The sequence below is a fragment of the Roseibium sp. MB-4 genome (genome assembly GCF_053005265.1).
Map to the genome: position 1 here is coordinate 1 of NZ_JBRKQB010000005.1, position 20,470 is coordinate 20,470.

Genomic DNA, 20,470 nt, shown 5'->3' on the forward strand with positions numbered 1-20,470 from the left:
CTAACGCCTACTTGAGTGCATCTCTTCAACGATAGCCTCCACCTTCACGCGGGATGGAGCAGTCCGGTAGCTCGTCAGGCTCATAACCTGAAGGTCGCAGGTTCAAATCCTGCTCCCGCAACCAAATCCCAACAAAATAAACAAAACCTCGCTCTCGCGGGGATATGCGCGTCCTGGTCGGCGCACCGAACTCCTCGCAGAGGCCAAAACGCCAATCCGCTCAAACAATAGGGTAAATTCTAAGGCGATATTTCCGGAAGTGATTGGGTCTCAGCCGATCATTTTCAGGTTGGCCCGATCCTAACTAAAAATTTATTCGCACATCAAGAAACCGGCCTAATCATTGATGCCCGTATTTCGGAAATGCGTTCGCCAAGCGTATTGGAAAATTCTTTAGCCACGATAGATATCGGTCGATGGGTCGGAGTCAGTATGGACAGATTGTTTTGGATCCGAGGCCGAAAGGGTCTAAAGACTATCAGTGGCGGGCCAAAACCATGCTTGTATATTTCTTGAGTTTTGAACGCTGTTACCATGTCGCAAATGAGTGCACAAAGACCAGCTTCTACGAATTTTAGACCAGGTTTGGATGTTTGGAGTTCAAATCGTTGAATTAATTGGACGCCTGTATCACGAAATCGGTCCAAAATTTGCTTTTGACTGCGGTGTTCCGGATGCAGCAGAGCAAGCGGGTACCCGTCGAGATCTGCAGGTGTGATTACTTCTTTAGATGCGAGTGGATCTGAAGAGGAAAGTGCACACATGCACTCCAGTTCGAAATCAACTTGATCAAAAGAACTCCTAATCCTGGGGGTTTCAGCAATCCCGATGTCAAAGTGTTGCGCTGCGATCAGGTCTTCGATTTCTGAAGAAGACTTGCTGGCTAGCGCAATATTCACTTTTGTCTTATCGGATAAAAAACGTGATATCACATCCGGCAAGAAGTCCTCAGCGACTTCCGGAATACAAGCGATACGCAGCTGACCTTGTTCTCGATTGGCAAGTCCACGCAAGGTACGCTTGGAAATTTCGAGGCGTTTTAGAATAGCGTCCGCTTCCTCTAGGAAAAATTCAGCTTCCGGTGTGGGCACAAGACGACCCTGTTCTCTGACAAAAAGTTTGAGTTCGAGTTCGGTTTCAAGGCCGGATATGGTTGAACTAATGGCCGGTTGCGTGCGCCCAAGCGTTCGTGCGGCTTCAGATATTGATCCGCACCGCATGACTTCCCGAAAGGTCGCAAGCTGCCTGATAGAAAGGTTCATAGAGGCTCTATGTTACAATCCGCAAATCCACTCACACTGTGGAACTGAATTTAACCACCGTCAACTGCTTGTCGTTGTTGGAAAAATCCAATTTATAGCAATCGCGAAAAGATTTCTGAACATTACTCAGTATACTTTCCGTTGTGAAATATGCGTTGGGAAGTCGTTCATTTATTAACGGTGCTTAAGCCGCTGAAGATCATAACTTTGTACATCTTCTAAGAGTTCGATTAAGGCATGAGCCGCGTGATCCAGTGATTGCTGCCCCTTTTCTACGGTTGCTGCAGAAGCGTTGCCTTGAGTGCCGTGCGGGTTGAGGTCTTGTGCTTTCCAGCCGAACTGGGCCTTCCCGTGCCCTCTTAAATGTCTAAATTCTTTGAGAAAATTCTGTTGTTCCGATGAGAAGTCCTGTGAAAGTTCCATCCGCACTAAATCAGGCCGGATAGCAAGCATGAGCGACGTTTCAATGTCACCGCCGTGGATGCCGTAGGTAAATTCGTCCTCCGGAAAAAGACCTTCTGGCTGTCCAAAGCGGAGCCAGTTCGTTCCAAGCACAAACATGTCGTGCCGAATGCGCAGTTCCCGGCTCACAATATCAATCACGGGAACATTACCGCCGTGGGAATTGATGATAACCAGTTTCCGTATTCCGGTACGGGCGACCGACTCACCGATCTCTATCCAGCAATTGGTAAGGGTGTCCCAGGTGAGCGTAAGGGTTCCCGGATAATCGATGTGTTCGTCTGATTTTCCGATAGTCTGTACAGGAAGGAATGTCACTGGAAGGTGCTTAGGAAGAAGCTCAATTACCCGTTGGATCTGACCCTCGGCGAGCGTAGTGTCCGTCGAGAGTGGCAAATGTGGCCCATGCTGCTCAATTGCCGCCACAGGCAGGACTGCGATCCAGTCTTCGGTGCCGGCACCTTTGAAGTCCTCTGTTGTCATCTCATGCCAGAAACGTTTGGGCAGCATTCTTGGTATCCTGATTCTAAGTCTCGCCTTCTTGATACCCGATTTTCTGTTGTCTGACGAAAATGGGCGCCGAATAATCCTCGCGAAGTTTTGATCTCGAATTCTTAATGCAAATTAACAAATTGGCGATGTTTTTCGGGGATATATGGCCCGATGATCGGCGCACTTTTATCCAACACGCCGGCGAACCTATTGAGAAGCAGCGGTGTCGCTGGTGACGCGGCTCCCGGTTCTGAGGAGACAGCCCAGAACCGGGACGGTGGTGCTGTGCGCGACAGTCAGGCGAGCCCAAGGGCTATTGCTGTCCGGGCGGGGGCGACCACCCTTTTAACGCCGCAAGCAATCCTTGCCTTGCAAGAAACCGATGAATCGGACGCCCCAGCGCGCCGAAAATCCCAGGCGGAACCGTTAGGTAATGGGCGCCAATTATCTGAAGAAAGTGGCCAGGACCAATCTCAGAAGTCCGGCGATACTGTGAGTACTGGTGCAGCGCAATCAGCCGGCGCGCAATTGCCTGCTAACCCTGCGTCTTCTGGTCAGGATGCGGCACAGCAGACAGAGCCGGACGACGATGCAGATGGAGATGGCCTGACGGAGGGCGAAGAAAAACAGGTTCAGGAACTGAAGCAAAGAGACCGTGAAGTCCGAGCACACGAGCAGGCTCATGCTCGGGTGGGCGGTGCTTATGCAAGTGCGCCGACCTACACCTTCCAGCAAGGCCCTGACGGCAAGCGTTATGCCGTTGGCGGTGAGGTTCAGATCGATACCTCAACAGAACGCACACCTGAGGCAACGATCCGGAAGATGCGCGTGGTGATCAGCGCTGCTCTGGCCCCGGCCGAACCCTCTGGCCAAGACCTTAGAGTTGCGCAACAGGCACGTTCGCAATTGTCTGAGGCTCAAGCTGAGCTGCGTCAACAAAAGCTGGAAGAGTTGCGCGGCGATGAAACTGATGAAACGTCAGAAGTCTCGGGTGCTGAGAACAGCTCGGCGAGCAGGAATAACCCATCTGAAAATGTGGCCAGTGCCAATGAGGCAGAATCATCGGACGACGCCAATTCCGATAATGAGGATGATAGTAGCAGCTCCTCGCGCAACCGACCTGACGCCAGCGCAATAGAGGCGTACCAAGCAGCCTTGGAGCGGGCGAATGACTTGCAACAAGCAGCAGGATCGCTTTTTGCCTGAAGACGCTTTCGGCTTCATTTATGATACCAGCGTGATGCTAGAGAATTGCACCGGTTGCAAGACGGGCTGCCAATTCGAGACCATCTTGTGTGAGCGAAACAAGCCTCCGGCGGGTTCCGAAAGGCAAATGGTGGGTGGCAAGCTTGCGGTCGATCAGTTTCGCGATGGCGTCTTCTGTCTGGTCGTTTGTGATCCCGCAATCCTGGGAAATGCCGTCTATTGTCCGGACAGCCAAATCGCCCAATGCGCTTAAGACCGTTTTCTCAAGATCGCTCAGCGACCGACCTATTTGGCTGAGTTTCGGCGACAAAGGACTTTTTTGATCAGCAACTGCGGCTTCTTCCTTTTGTAGTTTATAGGCGAGATTGTCCTTTAGCTCCTGAATTTGAACTTCCGCGCGCTGTTGGCTGTCGGCCATCTTGTTAGTCAGCTCGTTGATGACGCGATCCGACAATGTCGACAGAAAGGCCTTTGCCGAGAAACCGGCCAATATGCAGAAGCCTCCAAAAATGAGATAGGACTCACTGTTTTCGCCGTTCTTAACTTCATTCAAGATGTTCGATTGTAGAAGTGAAAGGAAAAGGGGAACAGTGAAAGCGGCGATGATGCCGACTATCGCAAAACCGGCCATACCGAACCGAACCTGCGTCGAAGCGGTCTTTGATGTGGTTAGAAATGCAGCGATGCCACCCAACCCACCTGCGATCAAGGTGGTCAGGCTCAATGGCAAAAGTGCTTCCAGGAATGAGATGATATCCGCCATGGGTTTCAATGACAGTTAATGCCGCCGCTGCCTTGATATCGCACGTTCACCTGAAGAGACGCTTGAGGCGGGCTGACGTGAAACTGCCCTTCCAAGGCTTCTGAGCTGCGGCAAGTTTTTTGCGCAGAACACGCTTGTGGGATGTCGAAATTCAGACTGTCATTTGACGGTTAAATAACTTGGTTAGGTTTCCACCCGTTCAAGATGAACGATTTGAATGAATCTGCGTTCGGGGATCCATTAATGCCTTTCAACTACAAAAAGAGCATTACATTCCGGCTGTTACAGGCCGCCAAAGCACAGCGCGCCCGGTCAGGTGCGCATCTGATGCGGATTGGTTTGCATCCAGGGCAGGAGCTTGTTTTGAAGGTTTTGGCGGATGCCGACGGCCGGACGATGAGCCAGCTTGCTTTGGCCCTTGGGGTTCAGCCGCCGACGGTCACCAAAATGGTTACCCGGCTCTCCAGTCAGGGATATGTCCGCCGTCAGGTGTCAGATTCAGATGGACGCCTTGCACGTGTCTATCTGACAGAAACTGGCCGGGACCTGGTCGTCTCTGTCGATAAAGCCTGGAAGCGTTTGGAGCGTGAGGCAATGGCGGGCATTGAAGACAAGGATCGCAAGAAACTGCGTAAGCTTTTGCGGCAGGTTGAAAAAAATCTGTCTGTCTCGGTTGATGATGACCCGGATCACGAAGAGGATCTGGAACCCGACGAAGCGGACACAGCGAGCAAAACCAATAAGGAATTGACTGCCGCTTAATAGGGGCGGTCAGCGCCACACTCTTAAACCAGGTGTGTTTTAGCTGGTCAGCATTTTTGCGGCCAGGCCGAGGGCAGCCGTTGTTCCGATCACTGTGAACATTCCGCGCTTTGCCCAAAAAACAAGTATGGCGGCGGCAACGGCGATCGCAAAAAGGATCGTGTCTAAGCTGCCAGGGGCCGGCGATATGACTGTCACGGGACCGATCGACGCGGTCTTTGTTTCAGTAAACAAAACATTGATTGCGAACCATACGGCAAGGTTTAAGATTGTGCCCGCAACGGCAGCAGTGATCGCTGACAGAGCGCTTGCCAAATACGCATTCCCATAGAGCCGTTCCATCCAAGGGGCACCAGCCAAAACGAACAAGAAACTTGGCACAAACGTTACCCAGGTGGTCATTGCTGCAGCGAGCAACGCCATGGTTACCGGTGTGAACGGTCCTGGGTTCTGCCAGCCTCCCAGAAACCCGACGAATTGCGTCACCAGAATGAGTGGGCCCGGAGTTGTTTCGGCAAGGCCGAGGCCATCCAGCATTTGGCCTGCAGTTAACCAGCCTTTTGTGTCAACAGCGACCTGGGCCATGTAGCTGAGGAGGGCATAAGCTCCCCCAAAACTGACCACAGCAAGAGTTGCAAAGAACCCTGCAACGTCAACGAGGACGGACTGGGGTGTCAGCAATAGAGCAGCCAGGAACGGCGGCGTCAGCCAAACAAACCCTCCGATTGCGAGCGTCTTGAGCGTGTTGATGGCAGATGGATGAGACTGCGATGTGTCTGCCGGTCGCTCTTTTTCTTCTTCCCGCTTGTCAAAGAAAAGCCCGATAGCTCCGGCTGTGATGATGACCAACGGAAAGGGAACTGCGAAGAAAAACAGGGCGCAAAACGAAAGACCGCATAGTAGCCAGCTTAATCGGGTCTTTAGTGCCTTTGCGCCAATCCGGAACAACGCTTGCAGCACGATTGCCAGCACTCCGGCTTTGATGCCGTAGAACAGCGCGTTGATAATCTGGGTTTCGCCATATGCCGCATAGATGTAGCTCACGACAGCCATTGTGAGAGCGCCGGGCAGGATGAAAAGCAAACCGGCGATCAGCCCACCCAAAGTCTTACCGGTCAACCAGCCACAATAGGTTGCCAATTGCTGGGCTTCCGGACCGGGCAGAAGCATGCAGTAATTCAAGGCATGAAGAAACCGCTCCTCGGAGAGCCAATTACGGGTTTCGACAAACTCCTGGTGCATCACCGATATTTGCGCCGCAGGGCCACCAAAAGACAGAAGCCCAACTTTCGACGCGACTTTCGTCACCTCCATAAGTGACGGCAAGTTGTCATTGAGATTTTCATTTTTGTTATTGGTGTCGGGACTGACTGACATGTGGGATCCGGTCACGCGAATTGGTGTTTCGGTTTCCTAGTGCGCCTGTATGACCCCAGCAAGACAGAAGTCTTGGTGCCAAAGATTACAAAACGCTCATTTGAATTTTCTTGTAGCCGACCCACGTCAAAATCGAACGATCTAAATTTCAAGGAGAAAGAGAGGGCGGTTATGTCCGGCCATACAATCGACAATGAACGAGGCGCTAAACGGGCTGAGGAACTGCGCAAACGGTTCAATAAGGTCTCGACGGCTTCTCTTGGGCGCAGCGGACCGCGAAATCCATTCAATATGAATATTGGGCGGCGCTCAGATACTTCCCGGTATAATTCTCAGAACAAAGCCTTGGCATTTTGGCTTGTCCTTGCACTTCTGGTTATGTCCGCGACGCTCTTTCTTTAACGCGTAAGCCTCAGAATGCGGGCTAAATCAAAAAAGGAAAGCCGCCCTCGAGTTTGAGAAGCGCAATTTTTGTCTCAGTGCCGCCAGAACCGGAATAACCGCCGAGCCCGTTGGCAGACAAAATTCTGTGACATGGGATGATGACCGGGATCGGATTGGCTCCGCAGGCTTGACCGATCGGTTGCCCATAAGTGTCCAAGTCCCGTGCCAGGTCCCCATAGGTTCGTGTCTCGCCGTACGGGATCTCCAGCATGGCCTTGAATACGGCCTGATGCAGATCACCGCCTTTGGGGCTCAGAGGCAAATCGAAGTTTTTCAAGTCTCCCCCTAAATAGGCTGACAATTGGCGGATAGTTTCTCGCAGAAGCGGCTTTTCCGCTTGGCTTGGCTCACCATTCCATTGTAGGTCGGTGATGGCGCCATCGGTTTCTGTCACGGTGAGGCAGCCCAGCCATGTTTCAATTCCTGCAACTGGCATCTTGTATCCTTGTGGCCCTGCACCTGTTCCCCTAGGCCGAGGCAGGGTCGTTATCTGCGTTTTTGGTTCTCTTCAACACCAACTGCAGCATTCTAGAAAGGTCAACTGGCGATGTCTGCAGTGTCAGGTCAAGGACAAAATGATGGCAGCAGTGGTGCCAATACCACGGCTCCAATTGCCGGGATCGGGCTGATTATTCTTGCTTGCCTGTGTTTCTCAGTTTTGGATGCGACCGCAAAGTACCTGTCCGCAAGCCTGCCAACGCTTCAAATTGTTTGGGTGAGGTTTGTCAGCCATGTGGTTCTCGCCCTGGTTCTGTTTCAGGTTTGGAAGTCACCGCAGTATTTGCGTACAGACCGCTGGGCGCTCCAAATCGTGCGTGCCTTCTGTTTGTTAGGGACGACGATCTTTAATTTCTTGGCGGTTCGCTATCTGCAGCTTGCCGAAACGATGTCAATCATGTTCGCAGCACCGTTTGTCATTACCGCTCTCGCCGGGCCGTTTCTTGGGGAGTGGGCCGGAATCCGTCGGTGGGCTGCCATTGTTGTCGGGTTCATTGGTGTACTCGTGGTGACCCGGCCGGGGCTTGGAGGGCTCCATTGGGCCGTCGTCTATTCACTTGCCGCGATGACGTTCTATGCCGTTTATGCGCTCCTTACCCGGAAATTGGCTGCGACCGACAGCTCTGCCGGAATGTTGATCATTTCAGGTGTCGTTGCTGCGGTTGCCATGGCGCCTGTGGGCATTTCTGTGTGGCAAGCCCCCAATGGGCTTTGGGAGTGGACCTTGCTGGTTGCGACCGGTGCACTTGGCGGCGGAGGTCACTTTCTCTTCATTCTTGCACACCGTATGGCCCCAGCCCCTGTCCTTGCGCCCCTGATTTATGTTCAGATCGTTTGGATGATTGTTCTTGGCTATCTGATTTTTGACGATGTTCCGACCGTGACGACGATCCTGGGAGCGTCCATTGTTGTCGCTTCCGGGCTTTACATCCTCTACCGGGAGCAAGTGAAGGCAGCGTAAGCCGCAATTCCGGTGTCTCCCCTGTTGACCCTGCGCTGGAGTTGACGGCTTAATAATCCCAGATTTGAAATGTCAGGTCTCAATTGGCTGGATTGCCTGGGAGGATCGGGATGGAATTTGATCGCCGGACGCTGCTGAAGGGTGCAACGGTTGTTGCCGGAAGTATGGCATTGCCCACGGCTGCGCGCGCAAGTGCGGCAGCCAATGCCTACTTTACCGGATACCAGGATGACAACGGGTATCGGTATCGCCGGACCAACTTCAAGAAGATTGATCCGGTCTGGCACCGTCAGATGGTCAAGTACTTCAGTCCGGAGCCTCCTGGCACGGTGGTGATCGATACCAACAACCATTTCCTTTATTGGGTCTGGGAAAACAATACTGCGCTCCGTTACGGGGTCGGAGTTGGCCGGGAAGGCTTCAAATGGTACGGGCGGGCCCGCATTGATCGGAAGGCCTTATGGCCGCGCTGGGTGCCGCCCCCCGAAATGCTGAAACGCCAGCCTGAATTGCCGCGCAAAGTGGAAGGCGGGGCGGCGAACAACCCGCTTGGGCCGCGGGCGCTTTATCTCTACCGCGATGGCGTTGACCTTGGATACCGTTTGCACAGCACCCTGGAGCCTTGGAGTATCGGTCATGATGTGTCGAGTGGCTGTATCCGGATGTTCCCGGAAGATGTGATCGATCTCTACCAGCGCTGTCCGAAGGGCACAGGTGTGCTGGTCCTGGAGCACCTTGGGGCAAATGCCGGTTGAACCCGGTCATAAATGAAAAACAATTGGGGGCGTTTTTGTCTATTCGATTTGGGCGTACGACAGGCGGCATCTGTTTGGCTGTCGTTTTTGGCCTGGGGCTTGCCAGCTGCAATACGGCGTCAAACCTTGCTTCACCGAACGTAACGAATGCTCCGGCGGCCGGTTTTGCCGAAATCCGTCCGGGATCTGAAGAAGAGTTCATCATCAATGTGGGCAGAAGGATCTATTTCGACAGAGGATCGGCGACGATCTCTGATGAAGCGAAAATGACCCTCGATAACCAGGCAAAATGGTTAAAGCAGAACAAATCCTGGTTGGTGAAAGTACAGGGCCATGCCGATGATCCGGGCAGTGAAGCGGCCCAAAAAACACTGTCGACACAAAGGGCAACAGCGGTTTACAACGCGCTTGTTGCACGGGGTGTCGATGCCAAACGCATGTGGACCAAGGGTTATGGCGTGGAGCGTCCTGTAACCGATTGCGATGCGGTGACCTGTCAGTCGCAAAACCGCCGCGTCGTCGTAAATTTGCGAGAAGAATTCGACGCTTCCGCTCCCCAAAGTAACTGATCAGAGGATTGTTACGCGGTATCGTTCCAGCTGGCGCAGTGTTCCAAACTGCCGCCCGCTGCAACCGAACTTTGAGTGCACGGCATGCCCGACAGTGAAAATAACAAGTCCCGCACACCAGAAGGGATGCAAAAACCCGGAAAACGCCTGACTCTGGGTCATATTGCCGACCAACTTGGGATCTCGACAGCGACAGTCTCTTTGGCCTTGCGGGACAGTCCGCTGGTCGCTGAAGAAACCCGGGCAAAGGTCAAGCAGACAGCTGAAGAGATCGGCTATATCTACAACCGGTCAGCCGCTTCTCTGCGCACCTCGAGAAGTCAAATTGTCGGGGTGGCGGTCCATGACATCTTGAACCCGTTCTTTGCCGAAGTGTTCTCAGCTCTTGAGGATGTTCTGGAGGAGCAGGGGCAGATGATCTTCATCTGCAATCACAGGGACGATGTTAAGCGGCAAAAGGCGTTCGTGAATACCCTGCTTCAGCACCGTGCCGACGGTCTGATCCTGTGTCCCTCGGTGGGAACCTCTGCTGAGGAGATAAACCGCCTTGTCGATCAGGGCATCCCTGTGACTTTGGTCGCGCGGGAGGTGCCGGGTGTTTGGGCGCCGTGTGTGCGCGGCGACGATGAAACCGGCATGTACCAGATCACAAAGCACCTCATTGATCAGGGGCACAGTCAGATCGCCATGCTGGGTGGCCGCCGGGACAGTTCCACCGGCAGATACCGGCATACAGGGTGGCGGCAGGCCATGCTGGATGCTGGACTAGACCCGGATGCGCAAGTTGATATGCCGGAACTGATGACCCAAGCAGACGGGCGCTCGGCCGCACCGGCGATCTTGGGAGCCGCTGAACGGCCGACAGCGGCCGTTTGTTTCAATGATTTGGTCGCCTTTGGCATGATGACCACTTTGCGGCGGGCGGGCGTCGAACCTGGGCCGGAAATGGCCATCACCGGGTATGACGATATTGATGGTGCAGATGCCCGCACACCGGCCCTAACAACTGTCGGCGCCCAACCGGACAAGATCGGGCGGCTTGCAGCATTGACACTGCTCCGGCAAATCGCGGGTGATCGTGTTCCGAACACACCGATCGTCATCGAACCCCAACTGCGGGTTCGCGAAAGCTCGCCGCCGCCCGGAGTGCGGTTGGCGCCGCAGCTCCATGACTAAACACATCAACAAAAATGGGCGGCTTGGCCGCCCATTCACGTGTCTAAATCACGTTTCACCTAGCGCGGTTCATCTTTCAATCCCTTGAAGATCGCATAACACGCGAGCAACAAGACAATTGTGAAGGGAAAGCCAGTAGAGACCGCCATGGCCTGCAAGGCCCCGAGGCCGCCGCCCAGCAAGAGCGCAATCGCTACCAAGCCTTCAAACGTGCACCAGAAGACCCGTTGAGAAACAGGTGCGTCCACCTTGCCACCGGCAGTGATCGTATCAATGACCAGGGAACCGGAGTCCGACGAGGTCACGAAGAAGACAATGACCAGGATGATGGCAATGAACGACGTGATGGATGCGAACGGCAGATCCGCAAGCATTCCGAACAAGGAAAGCTCGGGGCTGTAAGACGCGATCACGTATTCTCGAACCTGACTTCCCGAATCCGTCAGTACTTGCTCGATCGCGGTGCCGCCGAAGGCGGTCATCCAGAGAACCGAAACGATTGACGGAATAATCAGAACGCAGATTACGAACTCGCGCACTGTGCGGCCGCGGCTGACTCGGGCGATAAACATGCCGACAAACGGCGACCAGGAAATCCACCACGCCCAATAAAACGCAGTCCAGCCCTGCCGGAAACCGTCATCTTCCCGGCCGAAGGGCATGGAAAGCGGCACGACCTCGCGGGCATAAGCGCCAAGGTTCGCAAAGAAATCGCTGACAAGCGTTATGGTTGGGCCGGCAATGATGACGAACAGCAGCAGCAAAGCCGCAATCATCATATTGATCTCTGACAGCACCTTCACGCCGCCGTCGAGACCTCGCATCACCGACACAAGAGCGACAACCGTGATGCCGATGATGAGAACGACCTGTGCCGTATCGCTCACAGGAATGCCGAAGACAAACTCCAGTCCGGCATTGGCTTGCTGAGCGCCAAAACCGAGGGATGTCGCAAGGCCAAAGAGTGTTGCGAAAACTGCGAGAATATCGATGACGTGTCCCGGCCAGCCCCAAGTCTTCTCTCCAAAAATCGGGTAGAAGACGGAACGCATCGTCAACGGCAGGCCCTTGTTATAGGAAAATAACGCTAGAGAAAGCGCAACGACTGCGTAGATCGCCCAGGGATGCAGGCCCCAATGGTAGATGGTGGCGGCCATGCCCATGGCCTTGGCCGCGGCAACATTCTCCTCAATAAGGTTGCCATCCGCATCAAAGGGGGACGGCACACCGAGCGGCGATGAAAACGCCATGTGATAGACAGGTTCGAGCACGCCGAAGAACATCAGACCGATGCCCATGCCTGCTGCGAACAGCATCGCGAACCAGCCGAAGTAGGTATAGTCGGGTTCTGCGTCTTTGCCCCCAATGCGGACACTGCCCAAAGGGGTCACAATCAAGAGCAGGCAGACCAATACGAAAACATTTCCAGACAGGATGAAGAACCAGTCCAGGTTGGACGTCAGCCAATTTCGCAGGGCGTCAAAGACCGGTCCAACTTCCGTCTGGAAAGCGAGCGTCAGAAAGACAAACGCGACGATTGTCAGGCCCGACACCAGAAAAACAGGATTATGGATGTCCAAGTTAAATGGTCCAACCTGTGTTTCGATATTGTCTTGGCCGATCTCATAGTCGGTATCGATCATGTTGGCAGCGCCGTCGGGATCCGGGATGCCCAGATTGCTTGTATCGTCGCTCATGGAGCGTTCCTTTCAACGTGAGAGGCGGGTCTAGCGGACAAGGAAGACCGAAACGCCCGCGTGGGACGCAATTCGGCCGCCGTTGGACGGCCAGAAGCGATCGAACAGGTGCGGCACGTGCGTTGCCATAACCACCAGATCCGCGCCGGTTTCGTCGATCGCCTTTAAGAGAGCGTTTTCCAGATCAATCGACGGGTCATGCGAAAAAAACGCTTGTCCGGTCGCATCAATCCCATGCTGCCTGCCTTGTGCTTCGGCAAACTCCGCCATCTTGGATTTGAGTTCATCTGGGTTGTGTGCGAGCGCAGACGGGGCTGCCGTTGATACTGCGGCGAAGACAACCGGAATGTTTTCAGACTTGGCGATTGCTGCCGTAGCCGAGATCGCCTTCTCAAGCGCATCAGGGTGTCTGAGGTCAATTGGAACGAGTATTTTTTTGAACAAGCGAACCTCCCATGGTTGCGTTCACCAAGACGTTGTCGTCGAGGTAAACCGTAATGGCGCGGTCGCGTTCCAAATTTTTCTGTGATGGGCTTGGTTTATGCTCACGTACTCATGCGCCAAACACCACGGTAGGGTCTCACCGTGATGTTCGACTGTCAAATGTACGGCATGCTCCGGCTAACCTGCGACACCCTGTCGCAAAGTCGGATGTCGTTCCTAAACTGCAGCGTCCGGCTCCAGGGCAGGCGTGAACTCGACGCAGCGGTTCCTGCCAGTTTCTTTTGCGGTGTAAAGGGCCGTATCGGCCCGCTGCATGAGCGTGGAAAACTCGACATCTTCACGCGCAATGGATGCAAGCCCCATGCTGCAGGTAATCGTCTGGTCAACATTGTCGAACTGGCACTCTTCGACGATTTTTTCGCGAAGCCGCTGTGACACCAGCATGGCATCTTCCATGGTGGTGTTGTGCAGGATCATGCAGAACTCTTCGCCGCCGACGCGTCCAAATACGTCAACCGCGCGCAGTGCACCGCCGATAATACCGGTAAACTTCTTGAGCACTTCATCGCCGACAGCGTGGCCGCACCGGTCGTTGATACGCTTGAAGTTATCGATGTCGATCATGACAGCCGTGAAGGGGCGCTGTGTCCGACGGTAGCGAGCGACTTCCGTGTTAGCGGCTTCGAGGAAAGCCCGTCTGTTCATGATGCCGGTCAGGTCGTCGATACTTGCGATCCGCTCCAGGTTGATCTTGGCTTGCATCAGAGCCTTGTGGGCACGGTCGCGGGCGATCTCATGACCCACCCAATCCGCAAACTGCCGAACGATTTGGACATCAGCTTCTGTAAACGGACGTTTCCTTACTTCTTCGGACGTGAAGTTGATCGTCCCGTGGATTTCCCCATCGACCAGGAGAGGAGCACCGATGTAGGTTTCTAGGCCGAAAACCCGGTAGCACGGATGTTTTGCGAACTCAGACTTTGAGGCCTCTGCCGTTGCGATCGGGCCGTCGGCATCCAGAGTCAGGGTGCAATAGGTATCTTCCAGCGGGAAGGATGTGCCTGGTTCGATGACACATCCCGGGCTGTGCGCATGGCTGATGGAATAGCGATCATCTATGACGTGACTGATGATCCCGCATGGCAGGTCGAGATGCTCACATCCGAGCCGAAGGATCTCTGCAATCTTGTCTTCGTATGTAAGTTCGTTGGTTGACGTAATCGCATAAAGCTCTGCGAGTGTGCGCTCTGTCTTTTTCTTGTCCGTGATGTCGACAATCATGACCACGAGCCCTGAGACGTCGCCCGCCTCGTCAAACCTTGGTGTTGCCTCAAACTGGCATTCGCGGGAAATGCCGTCCGGGAAGTGGAAAGAGATGTCTGCGGCAGACTTCTCGCCGGCATAGGCTTTTTGAAACACCTGGCGAACCTGTTCGCGCTCTTTCCACGGAAGGCGTTCGCGAAGACGGGTTCCCAGGAGTTCTTCCTGCGTGCCATTGAACCATTCGCAGCCGATCTTGTTGATGAAGACGCACCGGCCTTCAAGATCAACCTCAGTAATGGAACAGGAAACGTTATCGGCAATCAGAGAGAGGTTCCGGTAAGCGGATTCGGCCTCAGCTTTGGCCGTTTTCATCTCCGTGATATCTGCCCGGATACCTGCTCTCCGGCCGCTCCGGGTCTTGGTCTCTGAAATCCGAAGCCACCGGCCATCCGCCAGAGATTGTTCAATCACCTTGCCGTCGGCAGCTTTATGATGACTCAGGCGTTCCTGGAGCCATTCCTCTTTCGTCAGGCCTTTAGTGTCGTACTGATCTCTATCAAGACCGTATTTCAGGATGGCCCTAAAAGAGTTGCCAGGCTGCATGGCGGGTGCTGAAGGCGCGTAGATTTCGCGGTATGTGTTGTTGCAGACAACCAGTTTGTCATCCGTGTCGTAGATTGCAAAGCCTTCCGAAATTGCGTCCAGAGCATCGTCCAGCGTTTCCGCGATGTTTTTGACCCGTTTTTCCAACGCGATCCGCTCAGATTGGTCGCGTGAGATGAACAGGATGCCAGTTAGTTCGTGATCAGCGTCGAAGAGCGGTGCGCTCACGACCTCGAGGGGGACAATACTTCCGTCCCCTGTTTTGATATCGAAGGCATAGGATTTGCGATGCCGCTGGTCAGTCGGCGTGTCGTAGATCTCGCCAAGATTTTCGAAATGCTTTTTGTCTGCGAAAAAGCGCTCGGTCGTCGTGCCAATTAGGTCCTGACGATCCACCTTGAGCAAGTCTTCCATCGCCTTGTTGACGAAGATGATCGTGCGGTCGGGTTGCGTGACCAGAACACACTCATTGAGCTCTCCAAAGGATTGCTCCAGATCCAAGGCAATATTTGTCGCCATCTCTCGTTTCCCACCATCGCGCTTTTTTCAGCTTGAGCGGCATTGAACGGCCTAAAGGTTTAATAAAACAATACGTAGCGTAATTCGAATTTTCTTAAGGTAAATTATGTCTTATTCAGAAGTATCTTAAGATGGGTGTGGATAAAGACTTATGATTTTTGACCAGATAGGAAAATTTCTATCCTGTTAAGCGCTCTCTGGATGTTTTCGGATGAGTTCGCATAGCTGAGGCGGATGTAACCTTCTCCGAGTACACCGAAGTCCGGGCCTCCGATTACGGCAACGCCGGCTTCTTCAAGGAGTGCAGACGCCAGCTTTTTAGCCGGCCAACCAGTCTGCTTGATGTTTGGATAGGCATAGAACGCACCGAGCGGTGTTTTGCACGAAATCCCTTCTATTGCATTCAGACCCTCGACGACGATCTTCCGGCGCTGATCAAACTCCCGAACCATCGCATGAACGGCGTCTTGCGGACCGGTCAGCGCGGCAAGTGCAGCATATTGGGCAGGGGCGTTGACACAGGACCAGGCGTTGACCGCAAGCTTGCGTGCTTTGTCGATCAGCTGATCCGGCCACAAGGAAAACCCGAGCCGCCATCCGGTCATGGCATAGGTTTTGGACCATCCGTCCAGTAAAATCAGGCGGTCACGGATTTCCGGATACGACAGCAACGACACGTGCTCCATGCCGTCATAGGTCATCTGAGAATAGATTTCGTCAGAAAGAACGGCTGCCTCGGGGAAGGCAGCCAGACCTTTGACCAGTGTTTCGATTTCCGTTCTCGGCGTCACACCGCCGGTTGGATTTGCTGGTGAATTGAGGATCAGAAGACGGGTTTTTTCCGTCATTAGAGACAGCGTTTCTTCAGCGGAAAACCCAAAATTATTTTCTTCGCGAATAGGCACCGGAACCGGGCGTGCGCCCGTGAACTCAATCATTGACCGATAAATTGGAAAACCGGGGTCCGGATAAAGAATATCCACGCCGGGTTCGCCAAACATCAGTATCGCCATAAACATGGTGACCTTGCCGCCTGGCACAATGACGACATTGTCCGGATTGCTGTCGACGTTGTGACGCTTGTAAAGATCGGCTGAGACCGCTTCGCGCAACGGCGCAATGCCGGTTGCCGGTGTGTAGCCATGGTGGCCGTCCTTAAGGGCCTTGATGGCAGCTTCGACGATGTGGTCCGGCGTTTGGAAATCCGGCTGACCAATACCGAGATTGATGATGTCATGCCCTTCGCCCGCCAGCTGCGTGGCGCGCGCAAGAACGGCGAAAGCATTTTCCTCACCGATCCGATCAAACCCACAAATTGTTTTCATGACGTCATCGTTCCGTGTTGCAAATCTGACTTCCCTCCAGTGATAGCACGCTGCGAGACGCCTGAAAGGCCGCTTGTGCTGAAAGCAGTTCGGGGTCCGGCAGTTCGCGCACTGACTTCCAACAGCTGCAAAAATCGCGATCTGCTCTCCCAATTCGGCAAGGATATGATTATATGGCGGCTAACCGGGGCTCAGATGAGCCCGCCTTTTTCAATTTTCCAGGAAGATACGCAATGTCTGCGACCCAGGAGACCCCGGCTCAGATTCCGGTCACCGTTTTGACAGGATATCTGGGCGCCGGAAAAACCACTTTGCTCAATCGGATCCTGACCGAAAACCACGGTCAGCGGTATGCCGTTATCGTCAATGAGTTCGGGGAAGTCGGCATCGACAACGACCTGTTGGTCGAGTCGGATGAAGAAATCTTTGAAATGAACAATGGCTGTATTTGCTGCACGGTTCGTGGTGATTTGATCCGCACTGTTCAGAACCTGATGAAGCGCAAGGGCGCCTTCGATGCCATAATTGTGGAGACCACTGGCGTCGCCGATCCTGCGCCCGTCGCGCAGACTTTCTTTATGGACGATGATGTGCGGGCAGCAGCCAAGTTGGACGCGGTCGTGGCGGTTGTGGATGCGCGTCATGTACTGCAACGTTTGGAAGATACCCAGGAAGCTGAAGATCAGGTTGCCTTTGCAGACGTTATCTTGATCAACAAGACCGACCTGGTATCTGCTGACGAATTGAGCGCTGTTGAAGCCCGTATCCGGTCGATCAACCCATATGCGGTTCTTCATCATAGCGAACGATGCGGTGTCGACATCGCGAAGGTGCTTGATCGCGGGGCCTTCGATCTTGATCGGATCCTGTCGCTCGATCCCCATTTCCTGGAACACGGTCATCACGCCCACGAATGCAGCCCGGACTGTGATCATGACCACGACCATCATCATCATGACCACAGCCATGATCATGGTCACCACCATCATGGTCACGAAAAGACGCATTCCGTCAAAAGCATTTCACTGACCGCGGGTGATCTTGACCCTGAAATGTTCTTCCCTTGGATCAATCAGGTGACCCAGATCCAGGGACCGAACATTCTCCGAATGAAGGGGATCCTCGCGTTCAAGGATGACCCACAGCGTTATGTCATCCAGGGCGTTCACATGATCGTCGAGGGAGATCATCAGCGGGACTGGAAGAACGACGAACCGCGCGAAAGCCGGCTGGTCTTTATCGGCCGGGATCTGAACTGGGATGTCCTGAAAGCAAACTTCAAGGCTTGTGCCGCGGAATAGGAGCGCAGGGTGCCGATTGTTGCTCCTATGGACGTGGACGGCTTCGTTGTCCGAGCCGGATTTTTGGGTGATGCTGCGTATGTCGCGACCGGTGAGGGCGCCATACACTTCGTTGAAGTAGGCGAAACTCACCTGGCGCCGCACAAGAATGGCCTTTTGGCCGCGGAGCCATCGTTTGATGGCACATCTCTGATCACTTCGGGCGATGATGGTGCGATTTATGCCTCGTCGCCGGATGGATCGAGCGAACTTCTGGCAGAACGTCCCCGCAAGTGGATTGATCTGATTGCCTGCGGGCCCAACGGCGCTGTTGCCTTTGCAAGCGGCCGGACAGCGTGGGTTCGCTTGTCGGATGGCCGGGAAAAGGAGTTTGTCCACGATCGGGCCGTAGGAGGTATTGCGTTTGCGCCCAAGGGCCTGCGGTTGGCCGTCTCGCGGTATGATGGTGCCACATTGTGGTGGGCAGGCACCGAAGGCAAGCCGGTCAACCTGACCTGGAAAGGTGCCCATCTTGGAACAAGTTTTTCACCCGACGGCAAATACCTCGTTACGGCAATGCAGGAAAACGCGCTGCATGGCTGGCGCTTGTCTGACAGTCAAGACATGCGCATGACGGGATATCCGGCAAAAGTTAAGTCTTTCAGCTGGTCGGTCAAAGGCAAGTATCTTGCAACCTCCGGAGCCAATGCCGCGATCGTTTGGCCGTTTTTTGGAAAGACCGGTCCGATGGGCCAATCCCCATTGCAGCTTGGGACACGGAGCGACGTCTTGGTTACGGCGGTTGCCTGCCATCCAAAGGAAGAGGTCGTCGCGCTGGGCTATCAGGACGGCATGGTCATGATGAGCCGGTTCGAAGATAACGCGGAAGTCTTGTTGCGGCGTCCTGGAGGCCATTCAATCACCAGCCTTGGCTGGGATAACGCAGGGCTTCGGCTCGCTTTCGGCAGCGAAAAGAACGAAGCAGGCATTATCTCTCTTCAGGACGAGTAGATCTTTGTGATCTGGTTGTCTTGGCTGTGAATTAGGCTTGCATCATTTCATGGAGTGGTACAGATGCTGCGGATCTTCACAGTTTTGACGATGCTAGCCAGCGGCACGCTGACATCACAGCTTCCGGAGTTCGCGCAACAATACCGGCAGCGCCTCGGCGGTGCGATTGATGCGTTGGAGCAGGTGATGACGGACTTCCGGCGAGATGCGGCGGATTATGGTCTCACTGTTCCAGAGGCGATTGACCGGCAAAAGGCATCAGCAGATCCGTTCATTCGGGCGCGGGGCGCAAGTATTGAGCGGATGAGCCAGCGTCTCGTTCATCTTAAAGATCAAAGATCCGGTTTTGAAACAGCCAGTCCGTTTGAGCGGATCTTGATCCTCGTCCAGAGCCCGGACCGCGAACTGGCGCAAGCGACCGCGGAGGATTATGCGCCTGCTATTCCGGTCACCCCGGTCGGTCTGGTGAGCGCTGGGGTCGGCGCTGTGGGTGGATTCATTCTCATTTGGTGCTTGTCGGGACTTGTCCGCTTGACGCGCCGTCGCGCCCCCGCTTGAACTGTGGTGATGTGAACACCTTAGATTCGGTGGAGGCTTTACCCTATGGACGCGCTGACGCGGATGCGTTGTTTTATTCAGGTCGTAGATTCCAAGGGGTTTTCCGCCGCTGCCAGAGACATGGGGCGGTCCAAGGCGCTCGTCTCCAAATACGTTAGCGAGTTGGAAGATGAGCTGGGGGTCCGATTGCTGAACCGGACAACCCGGCAAGTTTCCATGACCGAAGTTGGAGAGTCTTACTACAAGGAAGCCTCTGAAATCCTCCAGCGCATTGACGACCTCCAGGCATCAGTTCAGTCATCCCATCAGGAGATCCGCGGGCGGCTGCGTGTGTCGGCGCCGCGGTCTATGGGGGACAAGCTCTTAAATGCGGCCATGATGGAGTTTCTCGCGCAGCATCCTGATGTCGTTCTTGATCTCAGGCTTGAAGACCGGTTCGTGGACCTTGTGGAGGAGGGGTTCGACATCGCGGTGCGGGTGACGCAGCTCGAAGACTCAAGTCTGATTGCGAGAAAAATAGCGCCCTTTCGGACAGTGATTTGTGCCAGTCCGGACCTGCTGGCTAAAGTCGGTGTTCCAAATACACCGGCTGATCTTGCCGATCGTCCTTGCATCATCGATACCAATTACCGGTACAAGCAAAACTGGGCGTTTGGCAGCCAAGGCGAACGCCAGATGGTCACTGTAAAAGGGCCGGTTGAGGTTAACAGCGCCGAGGCGGTCTGTGAGGCCGCGCTTCAGGGGCTTGGCTTCATACGGATGCCACTGTTTTTCGTCTCAGAGTACATTAATGAAGGCCGTCTCAAGATTGTGCTGGCGGAACATGAAGAGCCAATGCGCGGAATATATGCCGTTTACCCGCATCGGCGCCATTTGACAGTAAAGGTCCGGGCGTTGGTAGATTTCCTTGTCAGCTGGTATGCGGCTCGATCAAGGGCGGAAGTGCGCACGGAGGCTTAGCGCGAGGAATTTGAGTGACTTAGGGTAAATAAGATCCTGCACGGCGAAAATAAGCGTAATTTTTTCTTGATTAAAAAAAATAC

Annotated in this window: 19 protein-coding genes and 1 tRNA gene; 11 read left to right on the forward strand and 9 right to left on the reverse strand. The window is 54.2% G+C overall.

From position 1 onward, the window contains the following. Window positions 1-47: 47 nt before the first annotated feature. Window positions 48-124: transfer RNA gene (locus ACVDG4_RS22455), tRNA-Met, on the forward strand. 199 nt (window positions 125-323) lie between these two features. Here ACVDG4_RS22455 and ACVDG4_RS22460 read toward each other — a convergent pair. Next, window positions 324-1,262, reverse strand: coding sequence for a LysR family transcriptional regulator (locus ACVDG4_RS22460; RefSeq protein ID WP_447236752.1), 939 nt, complete (start codon window positions 1,260-1,262; stop codon window positions 324-326). A gap of 174 nt (window positions 1,263-1,436) precedes the next feature. Then, window positions 1,437-2,234, reverse strand: a complete 798-nt coding sequence (locus ACVDG4_RS22465; RefSeq protein WP_447236753.1) for a creatininase family protein — start codon at window positions 2,232-2,234, stop codon at window positions 1,437-1,439. Between the two features lie 153 nt (window positions 2,235-2,387). Between ACVDG4_RS22465 and ACVDG4_RS22470 the strand changes: the two genes are divergently transcribed. Beyond that, window positions 2,388-3,422 carry a putative metalloprotease CJM1_0395 family protein gene (locus ACVDG4_RS22470; RefSeq protein WP_447236754.1) on the forward strand — a complete coding sequence of 345 codons (1,035 nt, stop codon included), beginning with the start codon at window positions 2,388-2,390 and terminating at the stop codon, window positions 3,420-3,422. A 37-nt stretch (window positions 3,423-3,459) separates the two neighbouring features. Here the strand turns inward: ACVDG4_RS22470 and ACVDG4_RS22475 are convergent, their stop codons facing one another. Next, window positions 3,460-4,185, reverse strand: coding sequence for a YEATS-associated helix-containing protein (locus ACVDG4_RS22475; protein ID WP_447236755.1), 726 nt, complete (start codon window positions 4,183-4,185; stop codon window positions 3,460-3,462). A gap of 243 nt (window positions 4,186-4,428) precedes the next feature. Between ACVDG4_RS22475 and ACVDG4_RS22480 the strand changes: the two genes are divergently transcribed. Further along, on the forward strand, window positions 4,429-4,947 hold the full coding sequence (locus ACVDG4_RS22480; RefSeq protein WP_209174874.1) for a MarR family winged helix-turn-helix transcriptional regulator: 519 nt from the start codon (window positions 4,429-4,431) through the stop codon (window positions 4,945-4,947). A 39-nt stretch (window positions 4,948-4,986) separates the two neighbouring features. Here the strand turns inward: ACVDG4_RS22480 and chrA are convergent, their stop codons facing one another. Together chrA and ACVDG4_RS22490 are read right to left on the reverse strand one after the other, a co-directional pair. Then, window positions 4,987-6,324: a chromate efflux transporter gene (gene chrA / locus ACVDG4_RS22485; protein ID WP_447236756.1), complete on the reverse strand. Its 1,338-nt coding sequence runs from the start codon at window positions 6,322-6,324 to the stop codon at window positions 4,987-4,989. Between the two features lie 424 nt (window positions 6,325-6,748). Further along, window positions 6,749-7,204, reverse strand: coding sequence for a methylated-DNA--[protein]-cysteine S-methyltransferase (locus tag ACVDG4_RS22490; protein ID WP_447236757.1), 456 nt, complete (start codon window positions 7,202-7,204; stop codon window positions 6,749-6,751). 111 nt (window positions 7,205-7,315) lie between these two features. Between ACVDG4_RS22490 and ACVDG4_RS22495 the strand changes: the two genes are divergently transcribed. The 4 genes from ACVDG4_RS22495 (at window position 7,316) to ACVDG4_RS22510 (ending at window position 10,727) form a co-directional block, all read left to right on the forward strand. Next, window positions 7,316-8,227: a DMT family transporter gene (locus ACVDG4_RS22495; RefSeq protein WP_447236758.1), complete on the forward strand. Its 912-nt coding sequence runs from the start codon at window positions 7,316-7,318 to the stop codon at window positions 8,225-8,227. Window positions 8,228-8,391: 164 nt separating this feature from the next. Then, window positions 8,392-8,982 (forward strand): L,D-transpeptidase, encoded by a 591-nt coding sequence (locus ACVDG4_RS22500; protein ID WP_306147884.1) that lies wholly within the window; start codon window positions 8,392-8,394, stop codon window positions 8,980-8,982. 23 nt (window positions 8,983-9,005) lie between these two features. After that, window positions 9,006-9,551, forward strand: a complete 546-nt coding sequence (locus ACVDG4_RS22505) for an OmpA family protein (RefSeq protein ID WP_447236759.1) — start codon at window positions 9,006-9,008, stop codon at window positions 9,549-9,551. Window positions 9,552-9,635: 84 nt separating this feature from the next. Then, window positions 9,636-10,727: a LacI family DNA-binding transcriptional regulator gene (locus tag ACVDG4_RS22510; RefSeq protein WP_447236760.1), complete on the forward strand. Its 1,092-nt coding sequence runs from the start codon at window positions 9,636-9,638 to the stop codon at window positions 10,725-10,727. A gap of 59 nt (window positions 10,728-10,786) precedes the next feature. On the opposite strand, the gene ACVDG4_RS22515 is transcribed toward ACVDG4_RS22510, so the two are convergent. The 4 genes from ACVDG4_RS22515 to ACVDG4_RS22530 form a co-directional block, all read right to left on the reverse strand. Then, window positions 10,787-12,424, reverse strand: coding sequence for a BCCT family transporter (locus tag ACVDG4_RS22515; protein WP_447236761.1), 1,638 nt, complete (start codon window positions 12,422-12,424; stop codon window positions 10,787-10,789). Window positions 12,425-12,454: 30 nt separating this feature from the next. Continuing rightward, entirely contained in the window at window positions 12,455-12,868 is a 414-nt protein-coding gene (locus ACVDG4_RS22520) for a universal stress protein (RefSeq protein WP_447236762.1), read from the reverse strand. A 216-nt stretch (window positions 12,869-13,084) separates the two neighbouring features. Further along, a complete protein-coding gene (locus ACVDG4_RS22525) occupies window positions 13,085-15,253 on the reverse strand; it encodes a sensor domain-containing diguanylate cyclase (RefSeq protein WP_447236763.1) in 2,169 nt (722 codons plus the stop codon). Between the two features lie 149 nt (window positions 15,254-15,402). After that, entirely contained in the window at window positions 15,403-16,578 is a 1,176-nt protein-coding gene (locus ACVDG4_RS22530) for a pyridoxal phosphate-dependent aminotransferase (protein WP_447236764.1), read from the reverse strand. A gap of 233 nt (window positions 16,579-16,811) precedes the next feature. Between ACVDG4_RS22530 and ACVDG4_RS22535 the strand changes: the two genes are divergently transcribed. From ACVDG4_RS22535 to ACVDG4_RS22550, 4 genes are all read left to right on the forward strand, one after another. Continuing rightward, window positions 16,812-17,879: a CobW family GTP-binding protein gene (locus tag ACVDG4_RS22535; protein ID WP_447236765.1), complete on the forward strand. Its 1,068-nt coding sequence runs from the start codon at window positions 16,812-16,814 to the stop codon at window positions 17,877-17,879. A 9-nt stretch (window positions 17,880-17,888) separates the two neighbouring features. Continuing rightward, a complete protein-coding gene (locus ACVDG4_RS22540; RefSeq protein ID WP_447236766.1) occupies window positions 17,889-18,869 on the forward strand; it encodes a WD40 repeat domain-containing protein in 981 nt (326 codons plus the stop codon). Between the two features lie 63 nt (window positions 18,870-18,932). Continuing rightward, window positions 18,933-19,427 (forward strand): DUF2937 family protein, encoded by a 495-nt coding sequence (locus ACVDG4_RS22545; protein ID WP_447236767.1) that lies wholly within the window; start codon window positions 18,933-18,935, stop codon window positions 19,425-19,427. Window positions 19,428-19,472: 45 nt separating this feature from the next. Further along, entirely contained in the window at window positions 19,473-20,387 is a 915-nt protein-coding gene (locus ACVDG4_RS22550; protein WP_409694464.1) for a LysR family transcriptional regulator, read from the forward strand. Window positions 20,388-20,470 lie beyond the last annotated feature (83 nt).